Genomic DNA, 26,322 nt, shown 5'->3' on the forward strand with positions numbered 1-26,322 from the left:
CCGCAGCCCGGCGTACTCCCCCGAACGCTCAGCTCTTGGCCACCGCCGCTTCGGCCTCCGTCTGCATCTGCTGCACCGCCTCATCGACCGAGAGCTGACCGCCCACCGCCTTGGCGACGATCGGGGTGATCGCACTGGTCACCGCGGGGATGTAGGGGTACGGCTGCGGGGCCGGAACATTGCCCATCGACTCGTTGGCCGCCTTGGCGTACGGCGAGTTCTGCTCGGTCGCCATTCCCTTGCGGGCCGGGAAAGCCGCCGGAACCGAGGCCTTCGACGCTTCCTCGCTCACCGAGGAGGCCGCGATCTGGAACAGCAGATCCTTGTCCGCACTGGCATTCTTCGGGATCGACCAGCCATCTACTGACAGCGAGGCGATCGTCTTGCCACCGGAGGTCACCGCGGGCGGGGCGGCGAATCCGATCTTGTCGAAGTATTGCGAGTTCTTCTGCTGCACCAGATCGTTCATCCGGCCGGAGAACATCACCGAGATCGCCGCCGACCCGTTGTACATCTGCTGCTGCACCTTGGGCTGGTCGAAGGTGGTCACCTGCGGATCCATGTAGGGCAGCAGCGACTTCATCTCCTCCAGGGCCTTCCTGGCCTCCGGTGAGTCGAAGTTCGGCTTCTTGGACTGCGGATCGACGAACGGCTTGTTCTGCGCCAGCATCGTGTTCGCATACCAGGTGGCGATGTCGGAGCTCGCCAGCCAGGGCAGCGCGACCGGGTACTTGATCTCCCCGCCGGCCTGGATCTTCTGGGCGGCGGCCCGCAGCTCCTCCATCGTCTTCGGCGGCTGGATGCCGTATTTGTCGAGGATGTCCTTGCGATAGGCCATCACGTGCACCTGGGCCTGCATCGGCAGGTTGTACATCTTGCCGTCATAGGTGACCGACTCGATCATCTCCGGGGAGATCTCACCGAGCCCGTACTTGTCCTTGTACTTGTTGAAATAGTCATCCAGCGGTTCGAGCTTGTCCTGCGACCCGAAGGTCGGGACGACGAAGGAATAGGTCTCCAGGATGTCGTAGGAACCCTTGTCGCTGCCGAGGGTGGCCTGGGTCTTCTGCACCTGGCCGGCGAAGTCGATCGGGTCGTGCTTCACCGTCACTCCGTCCTTGGAGCAACTCGCCACCATCGTGTTGGTGTAGGGATCGACCGCCGAGGAGTTGTAGGCCAGCACGTTGATCGTCACCGGGTTGGCGGGCTTCGCGAAGTCGCAGGCGACCTTGGTGGCGGTGTTGGCGGCGGTCCGCGAACCGGCACCACAGCCGCTCAGCACCAGGCTGGTGGCCATGGCCGCACCGACGGCCACCAGCATCCTCTTCTGCACGCTTGGCTTGAACTTGCTCTTGGTCAACACAGTCGTTTCCTCCCTTGGCTGGCTGTGCATCCCGGTCGACATCGGTGGCGACCGGGTTTCAGTTCTGCTGCGCGATCAGATCGAGCCGCAGTTGCGCGGAATCCCGATGGGCGGGCATCTGCTCGAAGTCGGAGATGGTGACCACCGGCTCCGCCTGGGCGCGGGTGGCCTCCCGGCTGGCCCGCTGATAGGTGAGCTGTTTGAGGAAACCGAGCACCGACAACCCGGCGGTGTAGCGGGCGCCGCGGGCGGTGGGCAGGACGTGATTGGTGCCGGACATCCCCTTGTCGGCGTACGCCACGGTGGACCAGTCGCCGAGGAACAGCGAACCGTAGTTGGTCAGCCGCTCCAGCCACCAGTCCAGGTCCTCGGCGAGCACCTCCAGGTGTTCGGGGGCGAGGATGTCCATGATCTGGCAGGCGGTCTCGCGGTCCTCGGCCAGATAGACCGATCCGTAGTCCCGCCAGGCATTGCCGGCGATGTCGCGGGTGGCCAGGCCCGTCAACTGGCGGTCGACCTCGTCGAGGGTCTCCTTGGCGAGCCGCTCGGAGGTGGTGACCAGAGCGGCGGGGCTGGTCGGGCCGTGTTCGGCCTGGGCGAGCAGATCGGCGGCGACCATCTCGGCGCTGGCGGTGTCGTCGGCGAGCACCGCGACCTCGGACGGCCCGGCCAGCACGTCGATGCCGACCTTGCCGTAGAGCTGGCGCTTGGCCTCGGCGACGAAGGCGTTGCCGGCGCCGACGATCATGTCCGCGGGTACGCCGTCCAGCAGCCCGAAGGCCATCGCCGCGAGCGCCTGGACACCGCCCAGGGCGTACACCTTCTCCGCACCGGCCGCCCGGGCCGCGTAGAGCACGGCGGGGTGTGCCCGGCCGCCGCGGCTGGGCGGGGTGCAGGAGACGATGTTGGGTACGCCGGCCGCGCGGGCCACGCCGACGGTCATGAACGCGCTCGCCAGCAGTGGGAACCGGCCCGCCGGCAGATAGCAGCCGACGTTGCCGACCGGCACGTACTTCTGCCCGCAGACCACCCCCGGGGTCACCTCGGCGGAGAAGTCGACCAGGTGCTCGCGCTGCATCGCGGCGAAGCGGCGGGTCCGCTCCGCCCCGGTGTCGAGTGCGGCGCGCAGCGACTCCGGCAGCTCGGCGAACTCGGCCTCGGCGGCGGTCAGGTCGATCGCCACGTCGGTGCCGGTGAAGCCGTCCAGGTCGCGGGCGTAGCGCAGCACGGCGTCCATGCCCTGCTGCTCGATGGTGCGCAGCATCTCGCTCACCGTCGCGATCACCTGCGGGTCCTGCTGGGCAGGGGCGTCCCGGCCCGGCGGCTCCTTGATCACGGTGAAGCCACCGGTGATCAGATCACGGTCCTCAGGATTCAAGTGCATACGCATACAATGCACAGGTCAGGCCTGTTGGCGCAAGGGTGATTCGAAGAAATCTCACTACTGTCCGGCAACTCAGGTCGCCCTAACCTGTTGTTCCGCTGGCCGTCTGGGCATGGTGGTTCTACGTATGCATTCCCGTTTGCCGGTCGCCGACTTTGTCAGCAGTCCTGGCCGGTGTTCGGCGTACGCACCGGCCGATCGGCCCCAGGAGCCCGATCGGACGCTTGACCCACTGTGGCAGGCTTGCCCCGACCACCAGGGAGGGTGCGATGACGGGTTGGCTGCGGGCGACGCTGGCGACGGGGCTGGCAGTCGGGATCACCGGTTGCACCGCATCCGCACCCCCGCCGCCCTCCCCCGTGCCGTCCCCACCGGTCGCGCCTCCGGCGAGCACCGTGCCCGCGACGACCGCCGCGGCACCGACGACCAGCCCGTCCCCCACCCCGTCGCAGGAGACCCCGATGCCCGACCAGGCCGCCCTGAACCAGCAGTTGCGCGACGCGGCGTGGCGCAATGACGTGGCGGCGGCGCGGTCGCTGATCGAGCGCGGCGCGGACGTCAACGCCAAGGACGACACCCAGCAGTCGGCGTACCTGGTCGCGACCAGTGAGGGTTATGACGAGCTGCTCGAGTTGACGATGGCGAACGGCGCAGAGTTGAACGACAAGGATTCCTGGAACGGCACCGGGCTGATCCGGGCCGCCGAGCGGGGCCACGGCCCGGTGGTCGGCCGGCTGCTCAAGGCCGGGATCGACCGGGATCATGTGAATCGGATCGGCTACCAGGCGATCCATGAGGCGGTCTTCCTGGGCAAGAACACCGACAGCTATGTGGAGACGGTGCGGTTGCTGATCGCCGGTGGCGTCCAGCTCGACCGCCGCTCCGGGCGCGAGGGCCGCACACCGCTGCAGTTGGCGGAGCAGCGCGGTTTCGACCGGTTGGCCGAGACCCTGCGCCGGGGGTTGCAGGCGCCGCGTCCCGACAATCCCGATCGGGCGCTGCTGGAGGCCTCCCGCACCGGGGACGCCGACCGGGCGGTGCAGGCCCTGCGCGCCGGCGCGAACCTGGCGGCGACCGACGACCGCCGTCGTACCCCGCTGCTGCTCGCGGTGACCGGCAACCATGTCGAGGTGGCCCGGATCCTGCTGGCGCTGGGCGCCGATCCGAACGCGGTGGACCAGCAGCAGGACACCCCGTGGCTGGTCACCGGGGTCACCGGTTCGGTGCCGATGGCGGAGAATCTGCTGCGCTATCACCCGGATCTGACCAAGCGGAACCGCTTCGGCGGCACCTCACTGATCCCGGCCAGCGAGCGCGGCCATGTGGACTATGTACGCCGGGTGGCACCGATCCGCGAGATCCAGATCAACCACGTCAACAACCTGGGCTGGACCGCACTGCTCGAGGCGGTCGTCCTCGGTGACGGCGGGGAGCGCCACCAGCAGATCGTGTCGATCCTGCTGGACAACGGCGCCGATCCGCGGATCGCCGACAAGGACGGGGTACGCCCGCTGCAGCTCGCCCGCGACAAGGGTTACCGCCAGATCGCCGACACCCTCGCCGCCCGCGGCGGTTGAGCACTCGGCGAGCGTCGGCAAGCGCGCCCCCGCTCTGGAAGAGCACCAAGGAGAAATCCCCGCGTCACCGACGAAACCAGCAAGAAGATCCTCGCGTGGATTTCGACGACTGCGATGAAGAGCGGGGATTGGGCGCGCGGGCGCGAGCCGAGAAGATCAGGCGAGCGTCGGCAAGCGCGCCCCCGCTCTGGAAGAGCACCAAGGAGAAATCCCCGCGTCACCGACGAAACCAGCAAGAAGATCCTCGCGTGGATTTCGACGACTGCGATGAAGAGCGGGGATTGGGCGCGCGGGCGCGAGCCGAGAAGATCAGGCGAGCGTCGGCAAGCGCGCCCCCGCTCTGGAAGAGCACCAAGGAGAAATCCCCGCGTCACCGACATTCGCCACGCCGAACCTCCGCGTGGATTTCGACGACTGCGATGAAGAGCGGGGATTGGGCGCGCGGGCGCGAGCCGAGAAAATTACGCCGTCATGTAGTTGCGACCGGAGAAGGCCCGCCCGAGGGTGACCTCGTCGGCGTACTCCAGATCGCCGCCGACCGGCAGGCCGCTGGCCAGCCGGGCCACCTTGACACCCATCGGCAGCAGCAGGCGGGTCAGGTAGGTGGCCGTCGCCTCGCCCTCCAGGTTGGGGTCGGTGGCGACGATCACCTCGGTCACGGTGCCGTCGGCCAACCGCTGGCAGAGCTCGCGGATGTGCAGGTCACCGGGGCCGACGCCCTCGATCGGCGAGATCGCCCCGCCGAGCACGTGGTAGGTGCCGCGGAACTCGCGGGTGCGTTCGATCGCGACCACATCCTTGGACTCCTCGACCACGCAGATCGAGGTCTGGTCGCGGCGCGGATCGCGGCAGACCCGGCACCGCTCCGATTCGGAGACGTTGAAGCAGACCTCACAGAACTTCACCGTCTCCTTGACCCGGCGCAGCGTGTCGGCGAGCTGTTCGACCTCGGCCGGGTCGGCGGAGAGGATGTGGAAGGCGATCCGCTGGGCGCTCTTGGGCCCCACCCCCGGCAACTGGCCGAGGGCGTCGATGAGGTCTTGAACCGGTCCTTCGTACAAGGTGGTCCGCCGCTCAGAAGCCCAGGCCGTTGGCCATGCCGCCGAACTTCGCCTCGGTCATCGCCTGCACCTTGTGGTTGGCGTCGCGGATCGCGGCGATCACCAGATCGGCGAGTGCCTCGGTGTCGTCGGGATCGACGGCCTCGGGCTTGATCACCAGGGCCTTGATCTCCCCGGTGCCGCTCAGGGTCGCCTTGACCAGGTCACCGCCCGCGGTGCCCTCGAACTCGGCGGAGGCCATCTCCTCCTGTGCCTGCTGCATCTGGGCCTGCATCTGCTGTGCCTGGGCGAGCAGGGCGTTCATGTCCATGCCACCGTCGGGGGGAATCATCCGGTTCTCCTGTTGATCGTGGGTTCTTCGACCCAAGCCTATGCGCCCGAGTCCTCTTCGCCGATGAGCTGCGCGCCGAGGTGTCGGCTGAGCAGTTCGCTGTGCGAGCTCTCCGCGACGTCTTCGGCGGAATCGGGGTCGAAATCCTCGTAGGGATCCGGTTCGGGCTCCTCGTCGGCCGACCCACGGTCGGCGGCCTTGCGGGTCGGCCGGATGCTCTCCCGGGCGCGGGCCGAGAACTGGGCGGCCTCGGCACCGGAGGGAGTTGCCGGTGCCGCCGGTGGATCGGTACGCCCCTGCGGTTCAGCCGGCGGCCCGGCGGGCGCGGCCGGGGTTGCCGGGGTGGCCGGTGCGGGGGGTGTGGGTGCCGCCGGGGGCGGATCGGCCGAGGGCGGGCTGGCCGACGGTGCCGGCGTACCGGGTCCGCCACCGGCCCACGGATCCCGGTTGGCGGGTTCGGCGGGTGCCGGTGCCGGGGCGTCGTCGACCAGGGTCTGGATCCGCAGATTGCTGCCGAGCACCTGGACCAGGGCGTCGACGAGCACGTCCTCGTTGCCACCCTTGCCGAACGACTCGCGGGCTCCCGCATTCTTCAGCGCCAGGGTGAGCACCCCGTCGCGGACCTCGTGCACCTGGGCGTTCTGGGAGATCAGGATCCAGGTGAACCGGCGGCGGCCCTTGACCTCCTCCAGCACATCCGGCCACAACCGGCGGACATCGGCGGTGCTCAAGCCACCGGCCGACCCGGATGGTTGCGGGGTCGGTGGTTGCCGTTGCGGGGCCGGAGGTTGCGGCTGCGGGGCCGGCCGGGTCTCGGCCGCCGGTGCCGGTGCCGGGGGTGTCGGTTCGGCCGGGCGCGGTGCCGGTTCCGCTGCCGGGGTGGGCGCGGCGGGGCTGACCGGTTCGGGTGCGGGCCGCTCTTCGGGACGCGGCGCGGTGGCCGGCTCCTGCGCAGCGGGCTCCGGGGCAGCGGGCTGCGGAGCCGTGGGCTGCGCGGCGGGTTGCTCGACCGGCTGCTGCCGATCGGCCGGCTGGCCCATCCCGATCCGCCGTTCGAGGCGATCGAGGCGGGCGTGCAGGCCGCGGTCGTCCACGTCGGCACCGGGCAGCAGCACCCGGGCGCACATCAGCTCCAGGTGCAGCCTGGGCGCGGTGGTGCCGCGCATCTCGGTCAACCCGGCGGCGATCACCTCGGCGGCCCGGGTCAACTCGCCGGCACCGAGCGCGGCGGCCTGGGCCTGCAGCCGCTCGCCCTGGTCCTCGGCGGCCTCGACCAGCCCGGAGCCGAGCGCATCGGGCACCGCGGCGATGATCACCAGATCCCGCAGCCGGCGCAGCAGGTCCTCACCGAAGCGCCGCGGATCCTGACCGACCTCGATCACCTTGTCGACGCTGGCGAAGACACCGGCGGCGTCCCCGGCGGCGAAGGCGTCGAGGATCTCATCGAGCAGCGAGTCCGGGGTGTAGCCGAGCAGCGCGGTCGCCTGGGCATAGGAGACGCCGGTCTCGGCGGCACCGCCGAGCAGCTGGTCCAGCACCGACAGCGAATCCCGCACCGAGCCCTGACCCGCGCGTACCACCAACGGCAGCACGGTCTGTTCGACCGCGATCCCCTCGGCCTGGCAGAGCTCGCCCAGATAGGACTGCAGCACCTTCGGCGGCACCAGCCGGAACGGGTAGTGGTGGGTCCGCGAGCGGATGGTGCCGATCACCCGCTCCGGCTCGGTGGTGGCGAAGATGAACTTGACGTGCGGCGGCGGTTCCTCGACCAGTTTCAGCAGGGCGTTGAAGCCCGCCGTGGTCACCATGTGCGCCTCGTCGACGATGTAGATCTTGTAGCGGCTGTTGACCGGGGCGAAGAAGGCCCGCTCGCGCAGGTCGCGGGCGTCGTCGACGCCACCGTGCGAGGCGGCGTCGATCTCGATCACGTCGATCGATCCGGGACCGCCGCGGGCGAGATCCTGGCAGGACTGGCAGACCCCGCACGGGGTCGGGGTCGGACCCTGTTCACAGTTCAGGCAGCGGGCCAGGATCCGCGCCGAGGTGGTCTTGCCGCAGCCGCGCGGGCCGGAGAAGAGGTATGCATGGTTGACCCGGTTGTTGACCAGCGCGCGCTGCAGCGGTTCGGTGACATGCTCCTGCCCGATGACCTCGGCGAAGGTGTCGGGGCGATAGCGCCGGTAGAGCGCCAGCGGCGCGGTCGGAGGCGGCGCGGGCGGCGTACGCTCGGCGATCGGCTCCGCGGGCGGTGCCACGGGGGCAGGCTCGGAGGGCGCATCGGTCGACTCGGGTGCAGCACCGGCGAACAGCGACTCGCCCTCCTGTTCGAAGGGCTCGAAGCCGTACTCGTCGTCGGTGAATTCGGTCTCGTCCTCCACGCACTGCACCCTAGTGCGGGCCCCTGACATTTCCCACCGGCAGCCGGGGCCCGGTCATCGACCGCACAGCTCGACGGCCGCGCTGATCGCACCGTGGCAGACGGCATCCGAACCCAGCGCAGTCCGGCGGACCCGCAGCGTCCGACCCGACACCAGCGGGTTGGCCGCCAGCGCCTGCTCCAGACCGGGTTCGAGGAGGTCCCAGGACGCGGTCACGCCGCCGCCGCAGACCACCCGATCGAGGTCGAACAGGGTGCCGGCCATGGCCAGCGCCCGGCCCAGTGCGTCGCCGGCTTCGGTGAACACCGCGCGCGCCTCCGAATCGCCGGCGTGGGCCGACTCGGCGACCTCGGCCGCACCGCGGGTGGGCCGGCCGGTGCGCTCCTGATAGCGCAGCGCGAGACTGCGACCGGACGTCAGGGTCTCCAGGTGGCCGCGGCCGCCGCAGGTGCAGGGCAGGTCCCCGAAGCCGGGCATGTGGCCGATCTCGGCCGCGCCGCCGAGGTCCCCGGCGTACAGCTGCCCGGACAACTGCACCGCGCCGCCGACCCCGGTGCCGAGCATCACCCCGAGCGCGGTGTGGGCACCGTGCAGGGCGCCCCGGTCGATCTCGCCGAGCAGGAAGGCGTTGACATCGTTCAGCACCGCGACCGGCAGCGGTTGGGCGCCGCGCAGAATCGTCCCCAGCCGGTGCCCGGTCCATCCCGGAATGGAGTCGGAGGCGGTGAGTACGGTGCCCGAGCGCGGGTCGATCACCCCCATCGAGGCCACGCCGATGCCCGCCAGCGCGCCTCCTGCGGTATTCGCGGCGATCTCGCGCAGCAGCACCTCGGTGATCGCGTCGGGCGATCCCGGTGTCGGTACCGCGCCGCGCCCCAGCACCCGGCCGTCGTCATCGGCGAGCAGCCAACCCGTCTTCGTACCGCCGATGTCGAAACCCAGCCACGTCCTCATGCCGACACCTCCCGGACGGCCGCGACCAGGGCCGCCACCCGCTCCGCCGCAGTCACGCTGCGCCCGGTCGCGGCACCGGGGCCGGTCGGCCCGCCGGTCACCGACCGACTCGCCGAGGCGTGCACCGCGCCGACTCCGAATGCGGCCAGCTCCGCCACATCAGCCACCGCGAGCCCGCCACCGGCGATGATCCGATCACCACCCAGCAACCCGGCCAACCGGCCGAGACCGGTCATCCCCTCGGCGACGGTGCTGCCGCCCCCGGAGGTGAGCACCTCGGCGATCCCCGTCTCGGCAAGGGTTTCTGCGGTGTCGGTCGGCCCCACCACGTCACTGGCCCGATGCAACACCGTCGGCAATCCCTCGGCCGCGCCGACCAGGCGACTCAACGCCGCCCGGTCCAACCGCGGTCGGCCGCCGAGCCGATGCACCGCACCGACGACGACCCCGCTTGCACCCAGGTCGCGGGACCGCCGGATGTCCTCAGCCATCAGCCCGATTTCCTCATCCAGATAGGCGAAATCGCCCTCTCGGCAGCGGATCAGCACCCGGACCGGGAGTCCCACGGTGACCACCGACGCGATCAGACCGGCGCTCGGGGTGAGCCCGCCGGTGGAGAGCCCGGTGCAGAGCTCGAGGCGATCCGCGCCGGCCTCGGCGGCGGTCGCCGCACCGGCCAGGTCCTGCACCGCGATCTCAACCAGCATGGGCGCCTCCGGGACAGATCGCGACCGCGACGGGGCTGTCCCGCAGCACCGTCGGCACGGTGAGCAGGCCGTCGGCCGCGGGCATCGCCGCGGTCCCCGGTGCGCCGAGCCAGTGCGCCGGGTGCGGGACATCGGTGGGCAACGAGATGACCCCTCGTGCGGGGTGCAGCAGATGCACGAACAGGTCCCCATCGCGTTGCGTGTAACGGAAATCATCGGCATCACCGAACCGGCGCCACGGCCTGGTGCCGTGGATCGCGTCCACATTGTCAGCCATCCACACCCCCAGTTCGTCGAGCACCCGGGTCTGCGCGGCCGGCAACTCACCGGCGGCGTCGGGGCCGACGTTGAGCAACAGATTGCCATTCTTGGCGACCACATCGACCAGCAGCCGCACCAGGTCGGCACCGGTGAGCGTGTGCTCGGGTGCTTCGTCGGTGTTGAGGCCGAAGGACAGGCCGATGCCCCGGGTCGCCTCCCATGGTTCGGGGAGGGTGTCGGGGACGTGGCTGTACTCCCGGGTCAGGTGACCGTGTGCGGGGATGCCCCAGCGGTCGTTGACGACGCCGTCGGGGACGAGGTTTCGATACTCGGTGAGCAGGGTGGCCAGTGAGTCGGGGCCATGGTCCTTGCCGGCGTCGGGCCAGTCGATGTCGTTCCAGAGGATGTCGGGTCGGAAGCGCTCGATCAGTTCCCGGAGCTGCCCGGCGGCGTACCCGGCGAACTCCGGATCATTGCGCCGGAACACGAACAGCTCCGCATCACCGGCGATCGGCGGGAAGTCGCTGACGTGCCAGTCCAGGGCACCGGAATAGTAGAGGCCCAGGCGCATCCGGTGCGCCCTGGCCGCGCGGGCCAGCTCGTCGATCAGGTCGCGGCGAGGACCACGGCGCACGGTGTTGAACGGGGTGGTCCCGGTGCCCCACAGGCAACAGCCATCGTGGTGCTTGGTCACCGGGACCAGATAGCGACCACCGGCGCGGGTCAGTCGGTCCACGAATTCCGTTGCGTCGAAGGATTCGGCGTGCCAGTCATCGAGGAGGTCCGCATAGCTCGTCCCCGTCCCGTAACGGTATCGGTGCAGTGCCGCGGTGGGGCCATCGGTGAAGCGCACCGTGTTGGCGTACCACTCGGCATAGCGATGCCAGTGGTAGGGGTTGTCGGCGGGGCGATCCGGGCCCGCGTACGCCCAGGCCGGCACCGAGTAGATCCCCCAGTGCACGAAGAAGCCCAGCTTGGCGTCCCGCCACCACGCGGGCACGGTGAGGTCCGGGTAGCGCACCGGTGGATCGATGACCGGGCCGGTGTGATGCTCGAAGTTCAGCACCCGCGGACCTCGGCGAGCGGGAAGTGGCAGGCGACCTGGTGGCCGTCACCCCGCAGCGGTGGTTCGGTGCTGCGGCACAGCTGCTGGGCCCTGGGGCAGCGGGCCGCGAATCGGCAGCCCTGACCGGGATCTCGGGCGTCGGCCGGTTCGCCGATGATCTCCGGTTGCTCCTCCACCGACTGGTCGATTTCCGGAATATCTGCCACCGAAGGGATCGCGTCGATCAGCGCCCTGGTGTAGGGGTGCAGCGGATTGGTCACCACCTGGTCCGCGGCACCGATCTCGACGATCTTCCCCAGGTACATCACCGCGATCCGGTCGGCCATGTAGCGGACCACCGACAGGTCGTGGGAGATGAAGACGTACGCCAAGCCGAGCTCGTTCTGGAGATCGTGCATCAGGTTCAACACCTGCGCCTGGACCGAGACGTCCAACGCACTGACCGGTTCGTCGCAGACCACCAGATCCGGTTTGAGTGCCAGCGCCCGGGCGAGCCCGACCCGCTGCAGCTGCCCGCCGGAGAACTCGTGCGGGTAACGTTCCAGCGAGGTCCGAGCCAGTCCGACCGAGTCCAACAGGTCACCGGCCTGCGCCGCCCGTTCCCGAGCGGTGCCGATCCGTTGGATGGCCAGCGGTTCGGTGAGGATCTCATCGACCCGCATCCGCGGATCCATCGCGGCATAGGAATCCTGGAACATCAGTTGGATCCGGCGATGCAACCGCTTGCTGCGCGGTGCCGAGTCCCGATCCCCGACGACCGCACCGTCGAACTCCATGGCCCCCGAGGTCGGCTGCTCCAGGCGGGCGATCATCCGACCGAGGGTCGACTTGCCGCAACCGGACTCCCCCACGATGCCGAGCGTCTCCCCGCGGGCGACGGTCAGCGACACGTCCGACACGGCATGGATCTCACCGCTGCGGCGGCGCAGCACCGTGCCCGACATCGCCGGATAGATCTTGGAGATCTCGCTCAGCCGCAGCAACGCCGCCGGATGGGCAGGCTCGGTGGCCGCGCTCCCCTCGGTGACCTCGACGACCGCGGGCGGGGTCGGTCGCCGGTCCTGTTCCGGGCGGGCGTGCGGATGGTGGCAGAAGAAGCGATGCTGCGGGGTGCCCTGCTCACCGGGGTCCTGTTCGCACTCGCTGGTCGCGGCCGGGCAGCGGGGTGCGAACGAGCAGCCGGTGATCGGCCGGGCCAGGTTGGGCGGCATCCCCGGAATCGACAGCAGCCGCTGGCCGCGGTCCTGTCGATGGTCGGGTACCGCGCCGAGCAGGGCGCGGGTGTACTGGTGCCGGGGATCGGCGAAGATCTCCACCGCCGGGGCGCTCTCGACGATCCGGCCGGCATACATCACTGCCACCTTGTCGGCGCGACCGGCGACGACACCGAGATCGTGGGTGACCAGCATCACGGCGGTGCCGAACTCGGCACGGATCTCATCGATCAGATCGAGGATCTGCCGCTGGGTGGTGACGTCGAGGGCCGTGGTCGGTTCATCGGCGATGAGCAGCTTGGGTGAGCAGACCAGCGCCATCGCGATCATCACCCGTTGCCGCATCCCACCGGAGAGCTGGTGCGGATAGTCATCGACGATCTTCTCCGCGCGCGGCATCCCGACCCGGCGCAGGATCTCGATCGCCCGATCGCGGCCCTCGGCCCGGTTGGCCTTCTCGTGGATCCGCAGGGGTTCGGCGACCTGGTTGCCGATCTTGAGGGTCGGGTTCAAGGAGGTGAGCGGGTCCTGGAAGATCATCCCGATCTCGGTCCCGCGGATGCGCCGGGACTCGGCAGGGGTGAGCCGGGTGATGTCGCGACCGGCGACGGTGATCGACCCGTCGGTGACCCGACCGCCGGACGGCAACAGGCCCATGATCGACAATGCGGTCATCGTCTTGCCGGAGCCGGATTCACCGGCCACGCCGATGATCTCACCGGGATCGACGGTCAGGTCCACGCCACGCAGCGCGTGCACCGCACCCCTGCGCAGGGCGATGTCGACCGTGAGCCCGTCCAGAGCGAGCAGGGGCTGGGGGCTGGGATCAGTCATGTCTCACCGTTTCCGCAGTCGGACCTCGAAGGCGTCCCGCAGTCCGTCGCCGACGAAGTTGAACGCGAGAACCAGAACAATGATGAGGATTCCGGGCGGGTAGAGCAGCCACCAGCGTTCCGAGTACGCCTCGGAGATGCCGGTGGAGAGCATGCCGCCCCAGTTGGCCGCGGGCGGGGGTACGCCGAGACCGAGGAAGCTCAGGTAGGCCACGTAGAGCACCGCATCGGCGACCTGGAAGGTGGCGTTCACGATGACGGTGCCGATGGCGTTGCGGACGATGTGCGAGCGCACCGCCCGGACCGGCCCGCCACCCATCCCGCGCATCGCCAGGATGTATTCGCGGGACCGCAGCGCGATCGCCTCACCGCGAACCAACCGGGCGGGGTTCAGCCAGGCGAAGGCGCCGATGATCAGGATCAGCAAGCCGATCGTCGGGGTGACCATGGTCGCGATGAGCATGAAGAGGAAGAGTGCGGGGATCGACATCAGGGCGTCCACGACGCGCATCATCGCGGCATCGATCCAGCCACCCAGGAAACCCGCGACCGCACCCCAGATGGTGCCGATCAGGGTGGCCAGCAGACCTGCGGCCAGGCCGACGATGATCGAGGTCTGGCCGCCGAGCATCAACCGTCCGAGCTGGTCGTAACCCAGACCGTCGGTGCCCAACCAGTGCCCCGGTGCACCGGGGTCGAGATAGGCGGAGGCGAGATCGGTGTGCACCTGCTCGGTGGGCCGCAGCAGCGGGCCGAGGAAGCAGAACAGCACCAGGCCGATGATCAGCAGCGCACCCACGACGGCGAGCCGATTCTGGGCGAACACCTCCAATCCCTGCCGCCACAGGGATTGCCGACGATCTACCTCGACGCTCTCGGCGGGGACCGGGGTCGTCCCGGGTGCGGGGGTGGCGTCAGACATCGGCACCTCCGAGGCGTACCCGCGGGTCGACCGCGGCATAGAGCAGATCGGCGATCAACGCACCGACGACGGTGGCCAGCGAGACGATCACGGTCACCGCCAGCAGCACCGGATAGTCACGGTGCTGGGCGGCCTGCCAGAACATCAGACCCATCCCGGGGAAGTTGAACAGTGACTCCACCACCAGGGCACCGGAGAACAGCGCCGGCAGATACATGCCGAGCAGCGTGATCACCGGGAACAGGCTGTTGCGCAGGGCGTGGCCGAAGATCACCCGGGATTCGGCCATCCCCTTGCTGCGTGCGGTGCGGATGTAGTTCTCGTTGAGGTTGTCCACCATCGAGGAGCGGACATAGCGGGTGTATGCCGCCAGGGTGCCGATGGCGAGCGTGACCACCGGCAGGATCAGCGCCTGGGAGTCGGCGAACATCTCGGCCAGGGTGAACCCCTGGGGTGCCTCCGGCGGCAGGATCGGCCAGGTCTGGGAGAACAGGATGATCAGCACCAGGCCGGCGAAGAACAGCGGGGTGGCGTAGGTGAGCAGGGCGACGGCGGTCACCAGGTAGTCCTGCCACCGGTTGCGGCGGACCGCCTGCAACACCCCGAGCGGGATGGCCAGCAGCACCGCCACCCCGGTGCTCAGCAGCGACAGCACCATCGTCTTCGGCAGCCGCTGCGCGATCGCCTCGGCCACCGGTTGGTTGTAGAGGTAGGAATAACCGAGATCACCGGTGAGCAGCCGCCCCAGATAGCGCAGATACTGCACCGGCAGGATCTGGTCGAAACCGTTGTCCCGGTTGAACTGGGCTATCTGCTCCGCGGTGGCCTCCTTGCCGAGCGCGGCGCGGGCCGCTCCACCGGGCAGCAGATGCAGGATGGTGAAGGCGATCACGGTCACCAGGAAGGTGACCGCGACCGCCTGCAGCAGCCGCTTGAGTACGTAACGGACCACGGCTCAGTTCGTCCTCGCCCAATCCTGGGGGTAGACCTCGAGGGTCGGGTCCTGCGGTTCGATGCCGGTGATGTCGGACTTGTACGCCGACACCTGCGCGACCGGGTTGGGCATCCAGAGCACCGGCAGTTCCTTGGCCAGGTAGTCGTTGTAGGCCGTCATCGCCGATTCGTCACCGGAGAACTGGGTCTCATCGATCAGCTGATCCGCCTTCGGATCGCTGTAGCTGCCCAGGTTCACCGCACCGGTGCTGGCGAACAGTCGCTCCCCGGAGGCGTACACCGGGAAGTACCAGCTGGACTGCGATCCGAAGAAGGACAGGTCCCAGCTGCACCCTGGATCGGCCGGTTCACACTTCTGGGTGACCGAGACCGAGTCGGGCACCTCCTTGATGGTGAGCTGGATGCCGGCGCCTGCGAAACGCGACTTGAGTTCGGCCATCATCTTGGTGGTGGCCGAGAACCCGGACTGGCTGGTCACCTCGAACTGCAACGGTGCGCCGGCCGCGACACCTTCACCGCACTGCCCGGGGCCGGTACCTGGCTTCTCACAGGTGGTCACGCCGTCGGGGACGACCTTCCAGCCGTTCTCGGTGAGCGTCTGCTTCGCCTTCTCCGGGTCGAACTGGTAGGCGCAACCGTCCATCGAACCCGCCGATCCGGGCTTCTGCGGCACCGGGCCGCAGGTGGGTGCGGCCTGTTCCTGCCACACCACCCGGGAGATGGTCGGCTGATCGATCAGCATCTGCATCGCCTGCCGGACCGGCAGCTGCTTGAAGATCGGCCCGGTCTTCGGGTTGTTGAAGTTGAACGGCATGTAGCTGATCGACCAGCCGTACCACGGGGAGACCTTGTAACCCCGGGACTCGATCGTCTTGCGCTGGTTGATGTTGCCGGCCGGGATGTAGCCGTAGTCGATGCCGCCGGAGCGCAGCACGTTGAACTCGGCGTCGTCACCGGTGAACGGGCGGAAGACCACGTTGTCCAGCTTCGGCTTGTCGGCACCGGTGTAACCGGCGTTCTTCGCCAGTTTCACCTCACCCTGTGGCACATAGGACTCGAGGGTGAAGGCACCGGAGACGGTCTTCCACAAGGGATTGGTGCCATAGCTCGCGGTGTCCTTGGCGGCGGCCTCCAGGGTGCCGAAGACCTCCTTGGCACCCTCGGGGGTGGCGGCCTTGCCCTCCGGATCCCAGGCGTGCGCCGGGAGCGGATAGATCTTGTCGAGCTGGTTGTCGACGAACCAGGTGGGGGCGTATTCACGGGTGGTGGTGATCGAGAAGGTCTGCTCGTCGATCACCTTGAACTCGGCGACGTTGTCCGGCAGCGCACCCTTGCGGTAGGAGGACCACTTGTCCTTGTTGGCGTTGACCAGATTCCACCAGAACTGCACATCCTTGGTGGTGATCGCGGTGCCGTCGGACCACTTCTCGTCCTTCAGCTTGACGGTGTAGGTCTTGCCGTCGGCGGTCACCTCCGGGACGCCGGCGATCGAGCGCTTCTCGTCGATGCTGTATTTCCCGCCGCCGGACAGCGCGTAGGAGTAGACCGAGCGGTACAGCGTGGAGATGAAGATCGCGTTCTCGCCCTGGGTGTGGCCGGGAGTGGCGATCGGCAGGATCCAGCTCGGCGTCTTGAGCGCCATCGACACGCTGCCGCCGTCCTTGGCCGGGCCCTGCCCGGTGCTCCCGGCGCCGGCACCACCGGAACTGCAGGCGGTCAGTGCCAGGACGGCCGCGGCCGAGATCGCGACCAGTCTGGCCGCCGACGTGCGCTTGATGCTCCCCATTGAGGCTCCTCCGAAGGTCTGGGCTCTGCTGGGAAGCTAACAGGAATTCGTCGGAAGTTGCGAGAGTTTCAGCGTTTTTTCGCTAACTTTCTTCGTTATCGGCTATAAGTGGACCAACCGCGCGTCGTAAGTGGCGTGACAGGATGAGCGATGAACCAGAGGGAGGCGAGGGCATGGCAGTTCCGTCGGCGCCGGTCAGCGACCGCATCAAGCAACTCATCGGCGAGAGCGAAGGCCTCTCCCGGACCGACCTGGCCAGTTCGTCGGCCCTTGCCCCATCGACGGTCTCGCAGCTGGTGCGCCAACTCATCGAGCAGGGTGAGGTGGAGGAGACCGAGGGTGAGTCGACCGGGGGCCGGCGGCCCCGGTTGCTGCGGCTGCGGCGCCGGCCGGGCACCCTGGGAGTGGCCGAGATCGGTTCGCAGCACGTCCGCCTGGGTGTGAGCGACGGGCAGGGCCGGTTGCTCGGCTCGACCGAGCTGCCGATCACCATCGCCAACGGCCCGACACAGGTCTTCGACACCCTGGCCGAGGGGTGGAGCGTGCTGCGGAACGAACTCGACACGGACGAACCCCTGAGGGGAATCGGGCTCGCACTGCCCGGCCCGGTCAACGTGCAGCGCACCGCGGTGAGCGGTGCCGCCCGGATGCCCGGCTGGACCGAGGTCGACCTGCCCGCACTGTTGACCGAGCGCTTCGGCGTACCCGCGGTGATCGAGAACGATGCCCGTGCCGGCGCCATCGGCGAGTTCAGCCAGCGGCCCGACCTCGGGGATTTCCTGTATGTGAAGGCCGGATCGGGTATCGGTGGTGCGTGGATGAGCGAAGGCCGCCCCTATCGGGGGGCGCTCGGTTTCGGCGGCGACCTGACCCACACCAGGGTGCCCGACGCCGGCCAGCTGGTCTGCTCCTGCGGCAACACCGGCTGCCTGGAGACGGTGGGCAGCGGCGCCGGGATCAAGCGATTGCTCGCCGCCGAAGGCATCGACGCCGACTCGTTGGATGAGTTGTTGACGATGAGCCGGAACGGCAATGCGCAGGTGACGACGCGGCTGCGGACCGCGGGCGGCCAGCTCGGCCAGGTGCTGTCGGCGATCGTCAATTTTCTCAACCCACACACGATCGTCGTCGGTGGCTCGCTGTCCAGCGTGGGCGCCTACGTCGCCGGGATGCGGGCGGTCATCTATGCCGACAGTCTGCCGATCTGCACCACCGACCTGACCATCACCGAATCCCACAGCGGCGCCGACGCGGCCCTGCTGGGGATGACCGCGATGATCCGCCAGACCACCCTGACCAGCTAGTTCGAGGAAGTCCTGTGAGCCGACCCAGGATCGCCATCTGCGGCGTCCACATCGAATCGAGCACCTTCTCCCCGCACCGCTCGACCGCCGATGATTTCGAGGTACGCCGCGGCGCGGCCGTGCTGGAGCGCTACCCGTGGATCGGTGGCAATGACTGGGCCGACCGGGTCGAGTGGCTGGGCGTGCTGCACGCCCGGGCCCTGCCGGGTGGGCCGGTGGTGGCCGAGGACTACCAACGCTGGCGCGCGGAGATCCTTGCGGGGCTGGCGGAACTGGGTGAGCTGGACGGGTTGTTCTTCGACATCCACGGTGCGATGAGCGTCGAGGGGATGACCGACGTGGAGGGTGAGCCGATCACAGCCATTCGATCGGTGATCGGCACCGAGGTGTTGGTGTCCACCTGTATGGACCTGCACGGCAACGTCTCGGAGGAGTTGTTCGCCGGGCTGGATCTGCTCACCTGTTATCGGATGGCTCCGCACGAGGACGCCTGGCAGAGCCGCGAGCGGGCCGCCCGCAACCTGGTGGACCGGTTGATCGACGGCTCCGGCAAGCCGCACAAGGCACTCGTGCACGTTCCGGTGCTGCTGCCCGGGGAGATGACCTCGACGCGGATCGAACCGGCGAAGTCCTTGTACGGGAGGATTCCCGGGATCGAGGCGAAGGACGGGATCCTGGACGCCGCGATCTGGATCGGCTTCGCCTGGGCGGATGAACCGCGCTGCTGCGGTGCGGTGGTGGTGACCGGGGACGATCCCGAGCTGGTCAACCGATGCGCCGAGGACCTGGGCGCCGAGTTCCTCGACCGGCGCGAGGAGTTCATCTTCGTCGCGCCGACCGCGAGCTATCCCGACGGGTTGCGGACCGCGATCACCTCGGAACAACGACCGTTCCTGCTGTCGGACTCCGGGGACAATCCCGGCGCCGGCGGGGCGGCGGACTGCACCGTCACCCTGGCCGAGCTGCTGTCCTGCCCCGAGATCACCGACGGCTCGGTGAGCGCTGTGCTGGCCGCGATCGTCGACCCCGAAGCCGCCCGGCGGGCCGCCGAGCTCGGTGTCGGCGCCCCGATCGACACCCTGGTCGGCGGCCGCATCGACGACCGCCCGCCCGGTTCCGTCCGGGTCCGCGGTGTGGTCGGCGCGGTGGTCGAGGATCCCGACGGTGGTCTGGTCGTCCGGCTCGATGTGGGTGGTCTGCAGGTGGTCGTGACGAGTCGCCGCTCGCAGTATTCGACGCTGGACAAGTTCCACCGGCTCGGCATCGACCCGGCCGCGGTTGACGTGATCACGGTCAAGATCGGCTACCTGGAACCGGAGCTCTACGACCTGGCCGCCGACTGGCTGCTCTGCCTGACCCCGGGCGGGGTGGATCAGGATCTCGTCCGGCTCGGACACCAGCGGCTGCACCGGCCGATGTTCCCCTTCGATCGGGACCTCGGCGGCGTACGCCTGCAGGCGATCACGTCCTGACCTCGGGCACCGCCCCCGGGAATGAAAAGGGCCCCCCGCGTACCCGACAGAGCCCACTTACCCTTGCTGCCTTCCGGCCCTGGGGGGATTGGGTGAGGTAACGCCACACGGGGGACCTGCGGGCAAGTGTAGGCCCCTGTCTGCCCGGAATCCAAGCTGGGTATTGTCGATCCATGGACACCATCCCCCACAAGGTCACCGGGAGCGGTGATCACACAGTGTTCTGGCTGCACGGTTGGTTCGGTTCGAGCTCGGCCTGGGGCAGCATGCCCCGGATGCTGGACGGCGACCGGTTCCGGCACATCTTCGTGGACTACCGCGGCCATGGTCAGCGCCGGACCGAGGGTGGGGACTACACCCTCGACGAGATCGCCGCCGATGTGCTGGCGCTGGCCGAGGATCTCGGCGTGGACCGCTTCTCGCTGGTCGGCCACTCGATGGGTGGCGCCGGTGCGCTGCGCGTGCTCTCACAGGCCCCCGACCGGGTGCACCGGATCGTCGGCATCGCGCCGGTCGGTGCGACCCCGACCCCCTTCGACGAGCCGACCCGTGAGCTGTTCTTCGGTGCGCCCGATGATCGGGAGAAGCGGTACGCGATCGTCGACTTCACCACCGGGAACCGGAACACCGAGTCCTGGGTGAACCGGACCGTGGCGCATTCGATGGAGCAGTCCTCGACCGAGGCGTTCCGCGGCCATCTGAAGTCCTGGGCCGAGGCAGATTTCGCCGACGACCTGGCCGGTGTCACGGTGCCGGCGCTGGTCATCGTCGGTGAGCACGACCGGGTGCTCGACGAGGAGACGGTACGCCAGACCTGGGGTGCGGTGCTGCCCGATGTCCGGATCGCGGTGATGGCGAACGCCGGCCACTACCCCGCCGACGAGACCCCGGTGCAGACCGCGACCGTGGTGGAGCGCTTCTTGGCCGAGGCCGACTGATCCGATCCCGCCGACCGGGCGATCTCGGTTCGCGTCCGGGCGCCGCGCACGGTACGCTACCCGGCGGAGGATTCGCCTAGTGGCCTATGGCGCTCGCTTGGAAAGCGGGTTGGGTGCAAGCCCTCAGGGGTTCGAATCCCCTATCCTCCGCCAGTTGACAACCAGGAGCGCCGCCCGACCCGAACCGTGGTCGAGGCGGCGTTTCGGACCGATCCGAGCGAGTGATCCCCGATGGGACTGAATGGCGAGCAGCTCCGGCTGGCGCGTGGCGACTGGGAGGCCGTGGTCAGCACGGCCGGTGCGACGCTCGTCCAGCTCCGCCATGCGGGTCGCGACGCCATCTGCTCCTTCGACCCGGCGCGCGGCGTGGGCGGGGCGTCCTACATGGGCCGGGTCCTCGCACCCTGGCCGAACCGGGTCACCGGAGGTCGCTACTCCTTCGCCGGTCGCGAGTTCGCCCTGCCGATCAACGAGGCGACGACCGGCGCCGCGCTCCACGGGTTGGCCATCTGGTCGGACTGGCGCGTCGACGCACGGAGCGCCGACGGTGTGACGCTCACCCTCACGCTGCCCGGTTCGCTCGGTTATCCGTTCGCGCTCGCCCTGTCGGTGACCTACCGGTTGACGGCCGACGGCCTCGACGCGACGATCGGCGCACAGAACATCGGGCCCGAAACCGCACCCGTGGGCCTGGGGGTCCACCCCTACCTCACCTGCGACAACCTGCCCATCAACGACTGCGTCGTGACCTGTCCGGCGTCACAGATCCTGAGCGTCGACGAGCAGTTGGCACCGGTCGGCCTGTCCGGCGTCCTCGGCACGGCGTACGACTTCACCCAGCCGACCGCGATGCGCGGGCGAAGCGTGGATCACGCCTTCACCGGCCTGCCGGATCGGGGCTGGTCGGTCGCCCTGTCCGGGGGCGGCATGACGGTGTCCCTGCGCGCCGCCACACCCTGGCTCCAGCTCTATTCGGGCGAGGAGGTGGGCCGGCGCGGGCTCGCCGTCGAGCCGATGACCTGCCCACCGGATGCCTTCAATGGGCCCGACACCGCAACGGCACTGGCCCCCGGTGATCGCCGGGGGCTCGGTTTCACGATCCTGGCGGAGTGAGCCGTCAGGTTCGCGTACGCGTCAGCAGCGTGACCCGGTTGGGTCCCGGTTCGAGCGAGTGGATCGGGCCGGCGGGTGCCGATTCGCCGGAACGGTCGCCGAGCAGGTCCTCGTCGAGGCTGAGCGGCGCGCCGTCCGGTGCGTCGAACTCGGCGTCCACCATGCGTACCCGGCCCAGGTTCTGGGTGGTGGCGGTCGCCACGACGTGGTCCGCGAAGCCCTCGGGCAGGGTGAGCTCCAGCTCCACACGCCCGTCGGTGGCATGGATGCGGACCCCCGGGTCCATCGGGTCGGTGAGGGCGCTTTCCTCACGCTCGAAGGATTGCGCGCCGTTCAGATAGATGTTGTCGCGCGGATAGACCGGATTCTTCAACCCATCGAAGATGTTGACGTCACCGGGCAGCGCCGCCTCCACGTTGTCCAGGAACTCCTCGAACGACGCGGGGTGACCGTCATAGGCCAGCGATCCGTATCCCACCCGGGTCTGCGGCTCGATGCCCCACTCATACACCCCCCGCACGTCACGCGGATCACCACCGTTGCCCACGAAGACATTTCCGACGATGCGGTCGTCGCCCGCGAAGTTGCCGGCATATCCTGCCACCTCGGTGGAATGGGGTACGTGATAGGGCGTCGGTCGCTCCGGTACCGGACGCACCATGAACGTGCCCGCCACCAGATTGCCCACGTAGGCGCCCCCGTCACTCCAGACCTCGATGGCCGCGGGCGATGCCAACACGTTGTGGTCGACGATGTAGGGGCCGTGGGAGACCTCCACGTAGAGGTCGCGATTGTTGTCGTGCAAGACATTGCGGCTGATCCTCGTGCCCTGGGTCTGCCAGTCGCTCCAGATCCCCAGCGCGCAGTCATGGATGTGGTTGCCCACGATCTGGACGTCGATGGCCGCGTGCAGCTTGATCCCGCCGATCTCGTGGCCGTAGAACTCCCGCTTGGTGGCGATGTCGTGGATCTCGTTGTTGCGGATCTCGCTGAAGACACACCCCAGGTGTCCGACGATGCCGTTCTGCCCGCAGTCATGGATCACGTTGTCACGGACGATGTGGCTCCCGATCTGCTCCTTGGACCAACCGATCTGCCGGGCCCGGAAGACGGCCTCGAGCTGGTACTGGTAACCGGGCTTGTCCCGCCGCTCGGTGAACCAGTTGTCACCCGTGCTCGCCTCCTTGCCCAGGGAGACGGCAGAACACTTCGCGTGATGGATGTGGTTCTGCTCGATGATCCAGCCCTTGGCCCAGTTGGGTCCGATGAGGCCCGGCTGGTCCCCCGGTGGGGGGAGCCCAGGGCGTGGCGGCGTGCGCGAGTTCGAAGCCGCGCACGGTGATGTAGTCGATGTGGTTCGCCTCCGGCTGGAACACCGAGCGGCGTACGCTCACTTCCACCAGTTCCCGGTTCGGATCGGCATCGTGGAAGGTGGCCCACACGGTGGTGTTCTCCGCGTCCACCTCGGCGAACCAGAGCCGGGTCGTCTGGTCGGGGTCAGCGATCGCGACCTCCTGACCCGTGCGGTCGTCCACGATGCGATCGCGCCGCTGTGGAGACGCCAGCTGGTCGAAGGAATCCGCCTCATAGAAGGCTTTTCCGTCAAGATAGACGTCGCCGAGGTGTCGGACGGGTTCGTCACCGACGGGCCGGACGACCCAGTCGCCGCGCAGCTCCAGGGCGAAGGGGTTCCAGTCACCGAACATGCTGTTGGACAGGACGGCCTTCCAGACGTCCCCGTCCTGCCGTTCCCAGGAGTCGACCCGCTCCGATCCCAAGATGGCGACATGGTCGCCGTCCGCGGCCGTGTAGGTGATGCGGCGCTGGTCGCTCAGCCCACCGCGCCGGGGCTTGACCCACTCGCGGTATTCCCCGGCGTGCACCACCACCGTGTCACCGGCGCGGGCGATCTGGGCCGCATGATTGATCGTGCGGAATGGGGTGGACTCGCTCCCGTCGGCGGCGTCCGAGCCGTTCGGGCTCACGTGCAACTCGGTCACTGTCTTCTCCTCAGCTCGGTCGGTCATCGGTGATGATCAGCTCGGTCAGCTGCGCCGCCACCCGGTCGTAGCGTTGTTGGATCCACGGTGTCGGTTCCCCCTCGAACGACTCGGTCCCGACCCGGCCCCATTCGGGCGGGGCCGCCGACGACGAAAGCACCCAGGCGGCCTGCCTCGCGGCGCCGAGGGCCACGTACTCCCCCGGTTCCGGCACGGAGACCGGCACACCCAGCACGGCGGGAGCCAACTCCCGCAGGACCCCCAATCGGGCGCCTCCCCCGATCAGGGTGATGTGATCGATCTCGACCCCCTGGGCACACTGGGCCTCGACACCGACGCCCAACAGACACAGCAGACCCTCGACCGCCGCGCGGGCCAGGTTCTGCTGGGTCATGGTGGCGAGGGTGAGCCCCACCAGACTCCCCGAGGCCTCCGGCAGGTTCGGCGTACGCTCACCGTCGAGGTGGGGAACGAACACCAGGCCGCCCGCTCCCGGTTCCGCTGCTCGGGCGAGGGCACTCACTCCCTCATGGTCGGACCCGAGGACCGCCGCCGTGGCATCGATGATGCGGGCGCCGTTGATGGTGGCGATCAGCGGCAGGAAGGCGTCGGTGGCATCGGCGAATCCCGCCACCAGCCCCGACACGTCGCGGATCGGGGTCTTCGACACCGCGGACACGACGCCGGACGTGCCGACGGACACGATCGCCTGCCCGGGCGTACGCTCCAGCCCCAGCGCGGCCGCAGCGTTGTCGCCACAACCGGGACCCACCAGCGCATCGGGCGACCCGACAGCCGCAGCGAGCCGGCCGGCGGTCTCGTGCGGTCCCAGCACCCGGGGAAGGACGATGTCGGCGACCTCCGCCTCCGTCCGGCGGAGTGCCCGCGCCAGCAGGTCCCGGCGGTATCGACCCGACACGGGGTCGAAGTAACCCGTCCCGGATGCGTCGGAGCGATCGGTGACCAGCGTCGACAGATCGCCACCGCCCATGAGCTGCCAGGTCAGCCAGTCGTGCGGCAGACAGATCGCTGCGATGCGCGCGGCATTCTCCGGCTCGTGATCGGCGAGCCAGCGGAGCTTGGTGATCGTGAACGACGCCACCAGTACCCCCAGACCGGTCGCCTCCGCCCAGGCTTCCGGACCCAGCTCCCGGGTCAGCTCCTCGGCGGCGGCCGCGGAGCGCGTGTCATTCCACAACAGGGCAGGTCGGATGACGGCGCCGTCCGAGTCGAGCGCGACGAGACCGTGCTGCTGCCCGCCCACACTGACCGCACTGACGTCGTCGAGGCCACCGGCCTGTTTCGCGGCCTCGCGGAAGGCCGTCCACCAGGCATCCGGTGGGCACTCCGTTCCGGCCGGATGCCTGGCTGCACCTTCCCGCACGACGCGCCCCGAGGCCGCGTCGACGACGAGGACCTTGCAGGACTGCGTCGAGGTGTCGATCCCTGCCACCAGTGCCATGATCCGCCCCGTCAGCCGATCAGGTGGCGCAGGGCCAACTGGTGGAGTTTCACGAAGTGGTATTCACGGTCCGCGGCCGCCGCCACGTCGAAGTCCTCCTGCTGCGCCAGGAAGGCCTCGACACTCTCCCCCTCCGAAAGGGTGGGTTGGGCCAGCTCGAGGACCCCGGACGCCTTCATGGTCTCCTGGACCTCGGGATCGGCACGGAACGCCAGGGCCTTGTCCTTCAGCATCAGGTAGGTCTCCATGTTGGCGGCCGCGGATTCCCAGACACCCTCCATGCCCTCGGTACGCGACGGCTTGTAGTCGAAGTGGATGGGACCGGTGTAGCGCGGCCCGTCGGGGCTCGCGGGGAACCCGTTGACCAGGAGGTCCACCGTGAAGAAGGCGCTCAACAGATCACCGTGGCCGAAGACCAGATCCTGATCGAACTTGAGACCGTGCTGGCCGTTCAGGTCGATGTGGAAGAGCTTTCCGCTGAACAGCGCCTGGGCCAGCCCGTGGTTGTAGTTGAGCCCCGCCATCTGCTCGTGACCCGTCTCGGGGTTGAGCCCGACGATGTCGCCGTTGTCCAGTTCGGCGATGAGGGCGAGAGCGTGTCCGACCGAGGGCAGGAAGATGTCACCGCGCGGTTCGTTCGGCTTCGGTTCCAGCGCGATGACGAGGTCGTAGCCCTTGGCCTTGATGTAGGCGGCGACCGTGTCGAGGCCCTCCCTGTATCGCTCGAAGGCGGCGTGGAAGTCCTTCGACGAGTCGTATTCGGACCCCTCTCGCCCACCCCACATCACGAAGGTCTCGGCGCCGAGTTCGGCAGCCAGGTCGACGTTCTTGAGCACCTTGCGCAGGCCGAACCGGCGCACCGCGCGATCGTTCGAGGTGAACCCGCCGTCCTTGAAGACCGGGTGGGTGAAGGTGTTCGTGGTCACCATCTCGATGACCAGACCCGCCTTGTCCGCCACGTCCTTGAGCTGGGCCACCCGCTTGGCGCGAGTCGCGTCGTCCGCGTCGAAGGGAAACACGTCGTTGTCGTGGAAGGTGATGCCCCAGGCACCCAGTTCGGCCAATCGGGCGGCGTACTCCCAGGGATCGAGGGCGGCTCGGGTCTCCACGCCGAACGGGTCGGTACCCGTCCAGCCGACGGTCCAGAGACCGAAGGAGAACCTGTCGTCGGGCGTAGGGTGTCGGGACATCGGGGCGCCTCCTCGTAATTTGTTCTTTTGCACAACATATGATTCGGGTGGT

21 protein-coding genes, 1 tRNA gene and 1 other RNA gene are annotated in these 26,322 nt (G+C 68.7%); 6 read left to right on the forward strand and 17 right to left on the reverse strand.

The features are described from left to right. Positions 1–28: 28 nt before the first annotated feature. Together C8D81_RS08360 and hisD are read right to left on the reverse strand one after the other, a co-directional pair. On the reverse strand, positions 29–1,363 hold the full coding sequence (locus C8D81_RS08360; RefSeq protein WP_166646730.1) for an ABC transporter substrate-binding protein: 1,335 nt from the start codon (positions 1,361–1,363) through the stop codon (positions 29–31). Positions 1,364–1,421: 58 nt separating this feature from the next. Next, positions 1,422–2,747 (reverse strand): histidinol dehydrogenase, encoded by a 1,326-nt coding sequence (hisD, locus tag C8D81_RS08365; RefSeq protein ID WP_094401745.1) that lies wholly within the window; start codon positions 2,745–2,747, stop codon positions 1,422–1,424. Positions 2,748–3,016: 269 nt separating this feature from the next. On the opposite strand from hisD, the gene C8D81_RS08370 reads away from it, so the two are divergent. Beyond that, positions 3,017–4,324 (forward strand): ankyrin repeat domain-containing protein, encoded by a 1,308-nt coding sequence (locus C8D81_RS08370; protein WP_229237945.1) that lies wholly within the window; start codon positions 3,017–3,019, stop codon positions 4,322–4,324. A gap of 461 nt (positions 4,325–4,785) precedes the next feature. Here C8D81_RS08370 and recR read toward each other — a convergent pair whose 3' ends face one another. The 10 genes from recR to C8D81_RS08420 all read right to left on the reverse strand — a co-directional run bounded on the left by recR (position 4,786) and on the right by C8D81_RS08420 (position 16,791). Next, positions 4,786–5,385 carry a recombination mediator RecR gene (gene recR, locus C8D81_RS08375; protein WP_094356353.1) on the reverse strand — a complete coding sequence of 200 codons (600 nt, stop codon included), beginning with the start codon at positions 5,383–5,385 and terminating at the stop codon, positions 4,786–4,788. A gap of 13 nt (positions 5,386–5,398) precedes the next feature. Continuing rightward, positions 5,399–5,716, reverse strand: a complete 318-nt coding sequence (locus C8D81_RS08380) for a YbaB/EbfC family nucleoid-associated protein (protein WP_094401987.1) — start codon at positions 5,714–5,716, stop codon at positions 5,399–5,401. A 38-nt stretch (positions 5,717–5,754) separates the two neighbouring features. Further along, the gene (locus tag C8D81_RS08385) at positions 5,755–7,971 is read right to left on the reverse strand and encodes a DNA polymerase III subunit gamma and tau (protein WP_229123794.1); all 2,217 of its coding nucleotides are present in this window, start codon (positions 7,969–7,971) and stop codon (positions 5,755–5,757) included. A 177-nt stretch (positions 7,972–8,148) separates the two neighbouring features. After that, a complete protein-coding gene (locus C8D81_RS08390) occupies positions 8,149–9,048 on the reverse strand; it encodes an ROK family protein (RefSeq protein ID WP_094401992.1) in 900 nt (299 codons plus the stop codon). Then, positions 9,045–9,755: a copper homeostasis protein CutC gene (locus C8D81_RS08395; protein ID WP_094401994.1), complete on the reverse strand. Its 711-nt coding sequence runs from the start codon at positions 9,753–9,755 to the stop codon at positions 9,045–9,047. The genes C8D81_RS08390 and C8D81_RS08395 overlap by 4 nt, the downstream gene beginning before the upstream one ends. Further along, positions 9,745–11,082 carry an alpha-L-fucosidase gene (locus C8D81_RS08400; protein ID WP_094401997.1) on the reverse strand — a complete coding sequence of 446 codons (1,338 nt, stop codon included), beginning with the start codon at positions 11,080–11,082 and terminating at the stop codon, positions 9,745–9,747. Before C8D81_RS08400 ends, C8D81_RS08395 begins: the two co-directional genes overlap by 11 nt. After that, complete coding sequence (locus tag C8D81_RS08405; RefSeq protein ID WP_133625901.1) at positions 11,076–13,130, reverse strand: ABC transporter ATP-binding protein; 2,055 nt, start codon at positions 13,128–13,130, stop codon at positions 11,076–11,078. The genes C8D81_RS08400 and C8D81_RS08405 overlap by 7 nt, the downstream gene beginning before the upstream one ends. A 3-nt stretch (positions 13,131–13,133) precedes the next feature. Then, positions 13,134–14,051, reverse strand: coding sequence for an ABC transporter permease (locus C8D81_RS08410; protein ID WP_094402046.1), 918 nt, complete (start codon positions 14,049–14,051; stop codon positions 13,134–13,136). Continuing rightward, positions 14,044–15,003, reverse strand: a complete 960-nt coding sequence (locus C8D81_RS08415; protein ID WP_094402002.1) for an ABC transporter permease — start codon at positions 15,001–15,003, stop codon at positions 14,044–14,046. Before C8D81_RS08415 ends, C8D81_RS08410 begins: the two co-directional genes overlap by 8 nt. 3 nt (positions 15,004–15,006) lie before the next feature. Next, the gene (locus C8D81_RS08420; protein WP_133625902.1) at positions 15,007–16,791 is read right to left on the reverse strand and encodes a peptide ABC transporter substrate-binding protein; all 1,785 of its coding nucleotides are present in this window, start codon (positions 16,789–16,791) and stop codon (positions 15,007–15,009) included. A 173-nt stretch (positions 16,792–16,964) separates the two neighbouring features. On the opposite strand from C8D81_RS08420, the gene C8D81_RS08425 reads away from it, so the two are divergent. Beyond that, on the forward strand, positions 16,965–18,095 hold the full coding sequence (locus tag C8D81_RS08425) for an ROK family transcriptional regulator (protein ID WP_166646731.1): 1,131 nt from the start codon (positions 16,965–16,967) through the stop codon (positions 18,093–18,095). Between the two features lie 14 nt (positions 18,096–18,109). Continuing rightward, positions 18,110–19,567 carry a M81 family metallopeptidase gene (locus C8D81_RS08430; protein ID WP_133625904.1) on the forward strand — a complete coding sequence of 486 codons (1,458 nt, stop codon included), beginning with the start codon at positions 18,110–18,112 and terminating at the stop codon, positions 19,565–19,567. Positions 19,568–19,590: 23 nt separating this feature from the next. On the opposite strand, the gene ffs is transcribed toward C8D81_RS08430, so the two are convergent. Further along, an RNA gene (gene ffs, locus C8D81_RS08435) (signal recognition particle sRNA small type) lies at positions 19,591–19,687 on the reverse strand. A gap of 53 nt (positions 19,688–19,740) precedes the next feature. On the opposite strand from ffs, the gene C8D81_RS08440 reads away from it, so the two are divergent. From C8D81_RS08440 to C8D81_RS08450, 3 genes are all read left to right on the forward strand, one after another. After that, positions 19,741–20,505, forward strand: coding sequence for an alpha/beta fold hydrolase (locus tag C8D81_RS08440; RefSeq protein ID WP_133625905.1), 765 nt, complete (start codon positions 19,741–19,743; stop codon positions 20,503–20,505). 65 nt (positions 20,506–20,570) lie between these two features. After that, positions 20,571–20,658 (forward strand) — tRNA-Ser (locus C8D81_RS08445). Between the two features lie 78 nt (positions 20,659–20,736). Then, positions 20,737–21,618, forward strand: coding sequence for an aldose-1-epimerase (locus tag C8D81_RS08450; RefSeq protein WP_133625906.1), 882 nt, complete (start codon positions 20,737–20,739; stop codon positions 21,616–21,618). 4 nt (positions 21,619–21,622) lie between these two features. On the opposite strand, the gene C8D81_RS21235 is transcribed toward C8D81_RS08450, so the two are convergent. From C8D81_RS21235 to xylA, 4 genes are all read right to left on the reverse strand, one after another. After that, positions 21,623–22,663, reverse strand: coding sequence for a right-handed parallel beta-helix repeat-containing protein (locus C8D81_RS21235; RefSeq protein WP_208109189.1), 1,041 nt, complete (start codon positions 22,661–22,663; stop codon positions 21,623–21,625). Between the two features lie 121 nt (positions 22,664–22,784). Further along, a complete protein-coding gene (locus tag C8D81_RS21240; RefSeq protein ID WP_208109190.1) occupies positions 22,785–23,618 on the reverse strand; it encodes a DUF1565 domain-containing protein in 834 nt (277 codons plus the stop codon). Between the two features lie 10 nt (positions 23,619–23,628). Then, a complete protein-coding gene (gene xylB, locus C8D81_RS08460) occupies positions 23,629–25,080 on the reverse strand; it encodes a xylulokinase (protein ID WP_133625907.1) in 1,452 nt (483 codons plus the stop codon). Between the two features lie 11 nt (positions 25,081–25,091). Further along, complete coding sequence (gene xylA / locus C8D81_RS08465) at positions 25,092–26,270, reverse strand: xylose isomerase (RefSeq protein ID WP_133625908.1); 1,179 nt, start codon at positions 26,268–26,270, stop codon at positions 25,092–25,094. Positions 26,271–26,322: the final 52 nt, after the last annotated feature.

Origin of the sequence: Enemella evansiae, from assembly GCF_004362375.1 — a bacterium.
Lineage (GTDB): Bacteria > Actinomycetota > Actinomycetes > Propionibacteriales > Propionibacteriaceae > Enemella > Enemella evansiae.

Bases quoted from the DNA above. Each gene is read 5' to 3' on its own strand.
- C8D81_RS08395 (WP_094401994.1), bottom strand. From the start codon at position 9,755: ATGCTGGTTGAGATCGCGGTGCAGGACCTGGCCGGTGCGGCGACCGCC.
- hisD (WP_094401745.1), bottom strand. From the start codon at position 2,747: ATGCACTTGAATCCTGAGGACCGTGATCTGATCACCGGTGGCTTCACC.
- xylA (WP_133625908.1), bottom strand. From the start codon at position 26,270: ATGTCCCGACACCCTACGCCCGACGACAGGTTCTCCTTCGGTCTCTGG.
- C8D81_RS08410 (WP_094402046.1), bottom strand. From the start codon at position 14,051: ATGTCTGACGCCACCCCCGCACCCGGGACGACCCCGGTCCCCGCCGAG.
- C8D81_RS08405 (WP_133625901.1), bottom strand. From the start codon at position 13,130: ATGACTGATCCCAGCCCCCAGCCCCTGCTCGCTCTGGACGGGCTCACG.
- C8D81_RS08420 (WP_133625902.1), bottom strand. From the start codon at position 16,791: ATGGGGAGCATCAAGCGCACGTCGGCGGCCAGACTGGTCGCGATCTCG.
- C8D81_RS08425 (WP_166646731.1), top strand. From the start codon at position 16,965: ATGGCAGTTCCGTCGGCGCCGGTCAGCGACCGCATCAAGCAACTCATC.
- C8D81_RS08440 (WP_133625905.1), top strand. From the start codon at position 19,741: ATGGACACCATCCCCCACAAGGTCACCGGGAGCGGTGATCACACAGTG.
- C8D81_RS08450 (WP_133625906.1), top strand. From the start codon at position 20,737: ATGGGACTGAATGGCGAGCAGCTCCGGCTGGCGCGTGGCGACTGGGAG.
- C8D81_RS08390 (WP_094401992.1), bottom strand. From the start codon at position 9,048: ATGAGGACGTGGCTGGGTTTCGACATCGGCGGTACGAAGACGGGTTGG.
- C8D81_RS08370 (WP_229237945.1), top strand. From the start codon at position 3,017: ATGACGGGTTGGCTGCGGGCGACGCTGGCGACGGGGCTGGCAGTCGGG.
- C8D81_RS08380 (WP_094401987.1), bottom strand. From the start codon at position 5,716: ATGATTCCCCCCGACGGTGGCATGGACATGAACGCCCTGCTCGCCCAG.
- xylB (WP_133625907.1), bottom strand. From the start codon at position 25,080: ATGGCACTGGTGGCAGGGATCGACACCTCGACGCAGTCCTGCAAGGTC.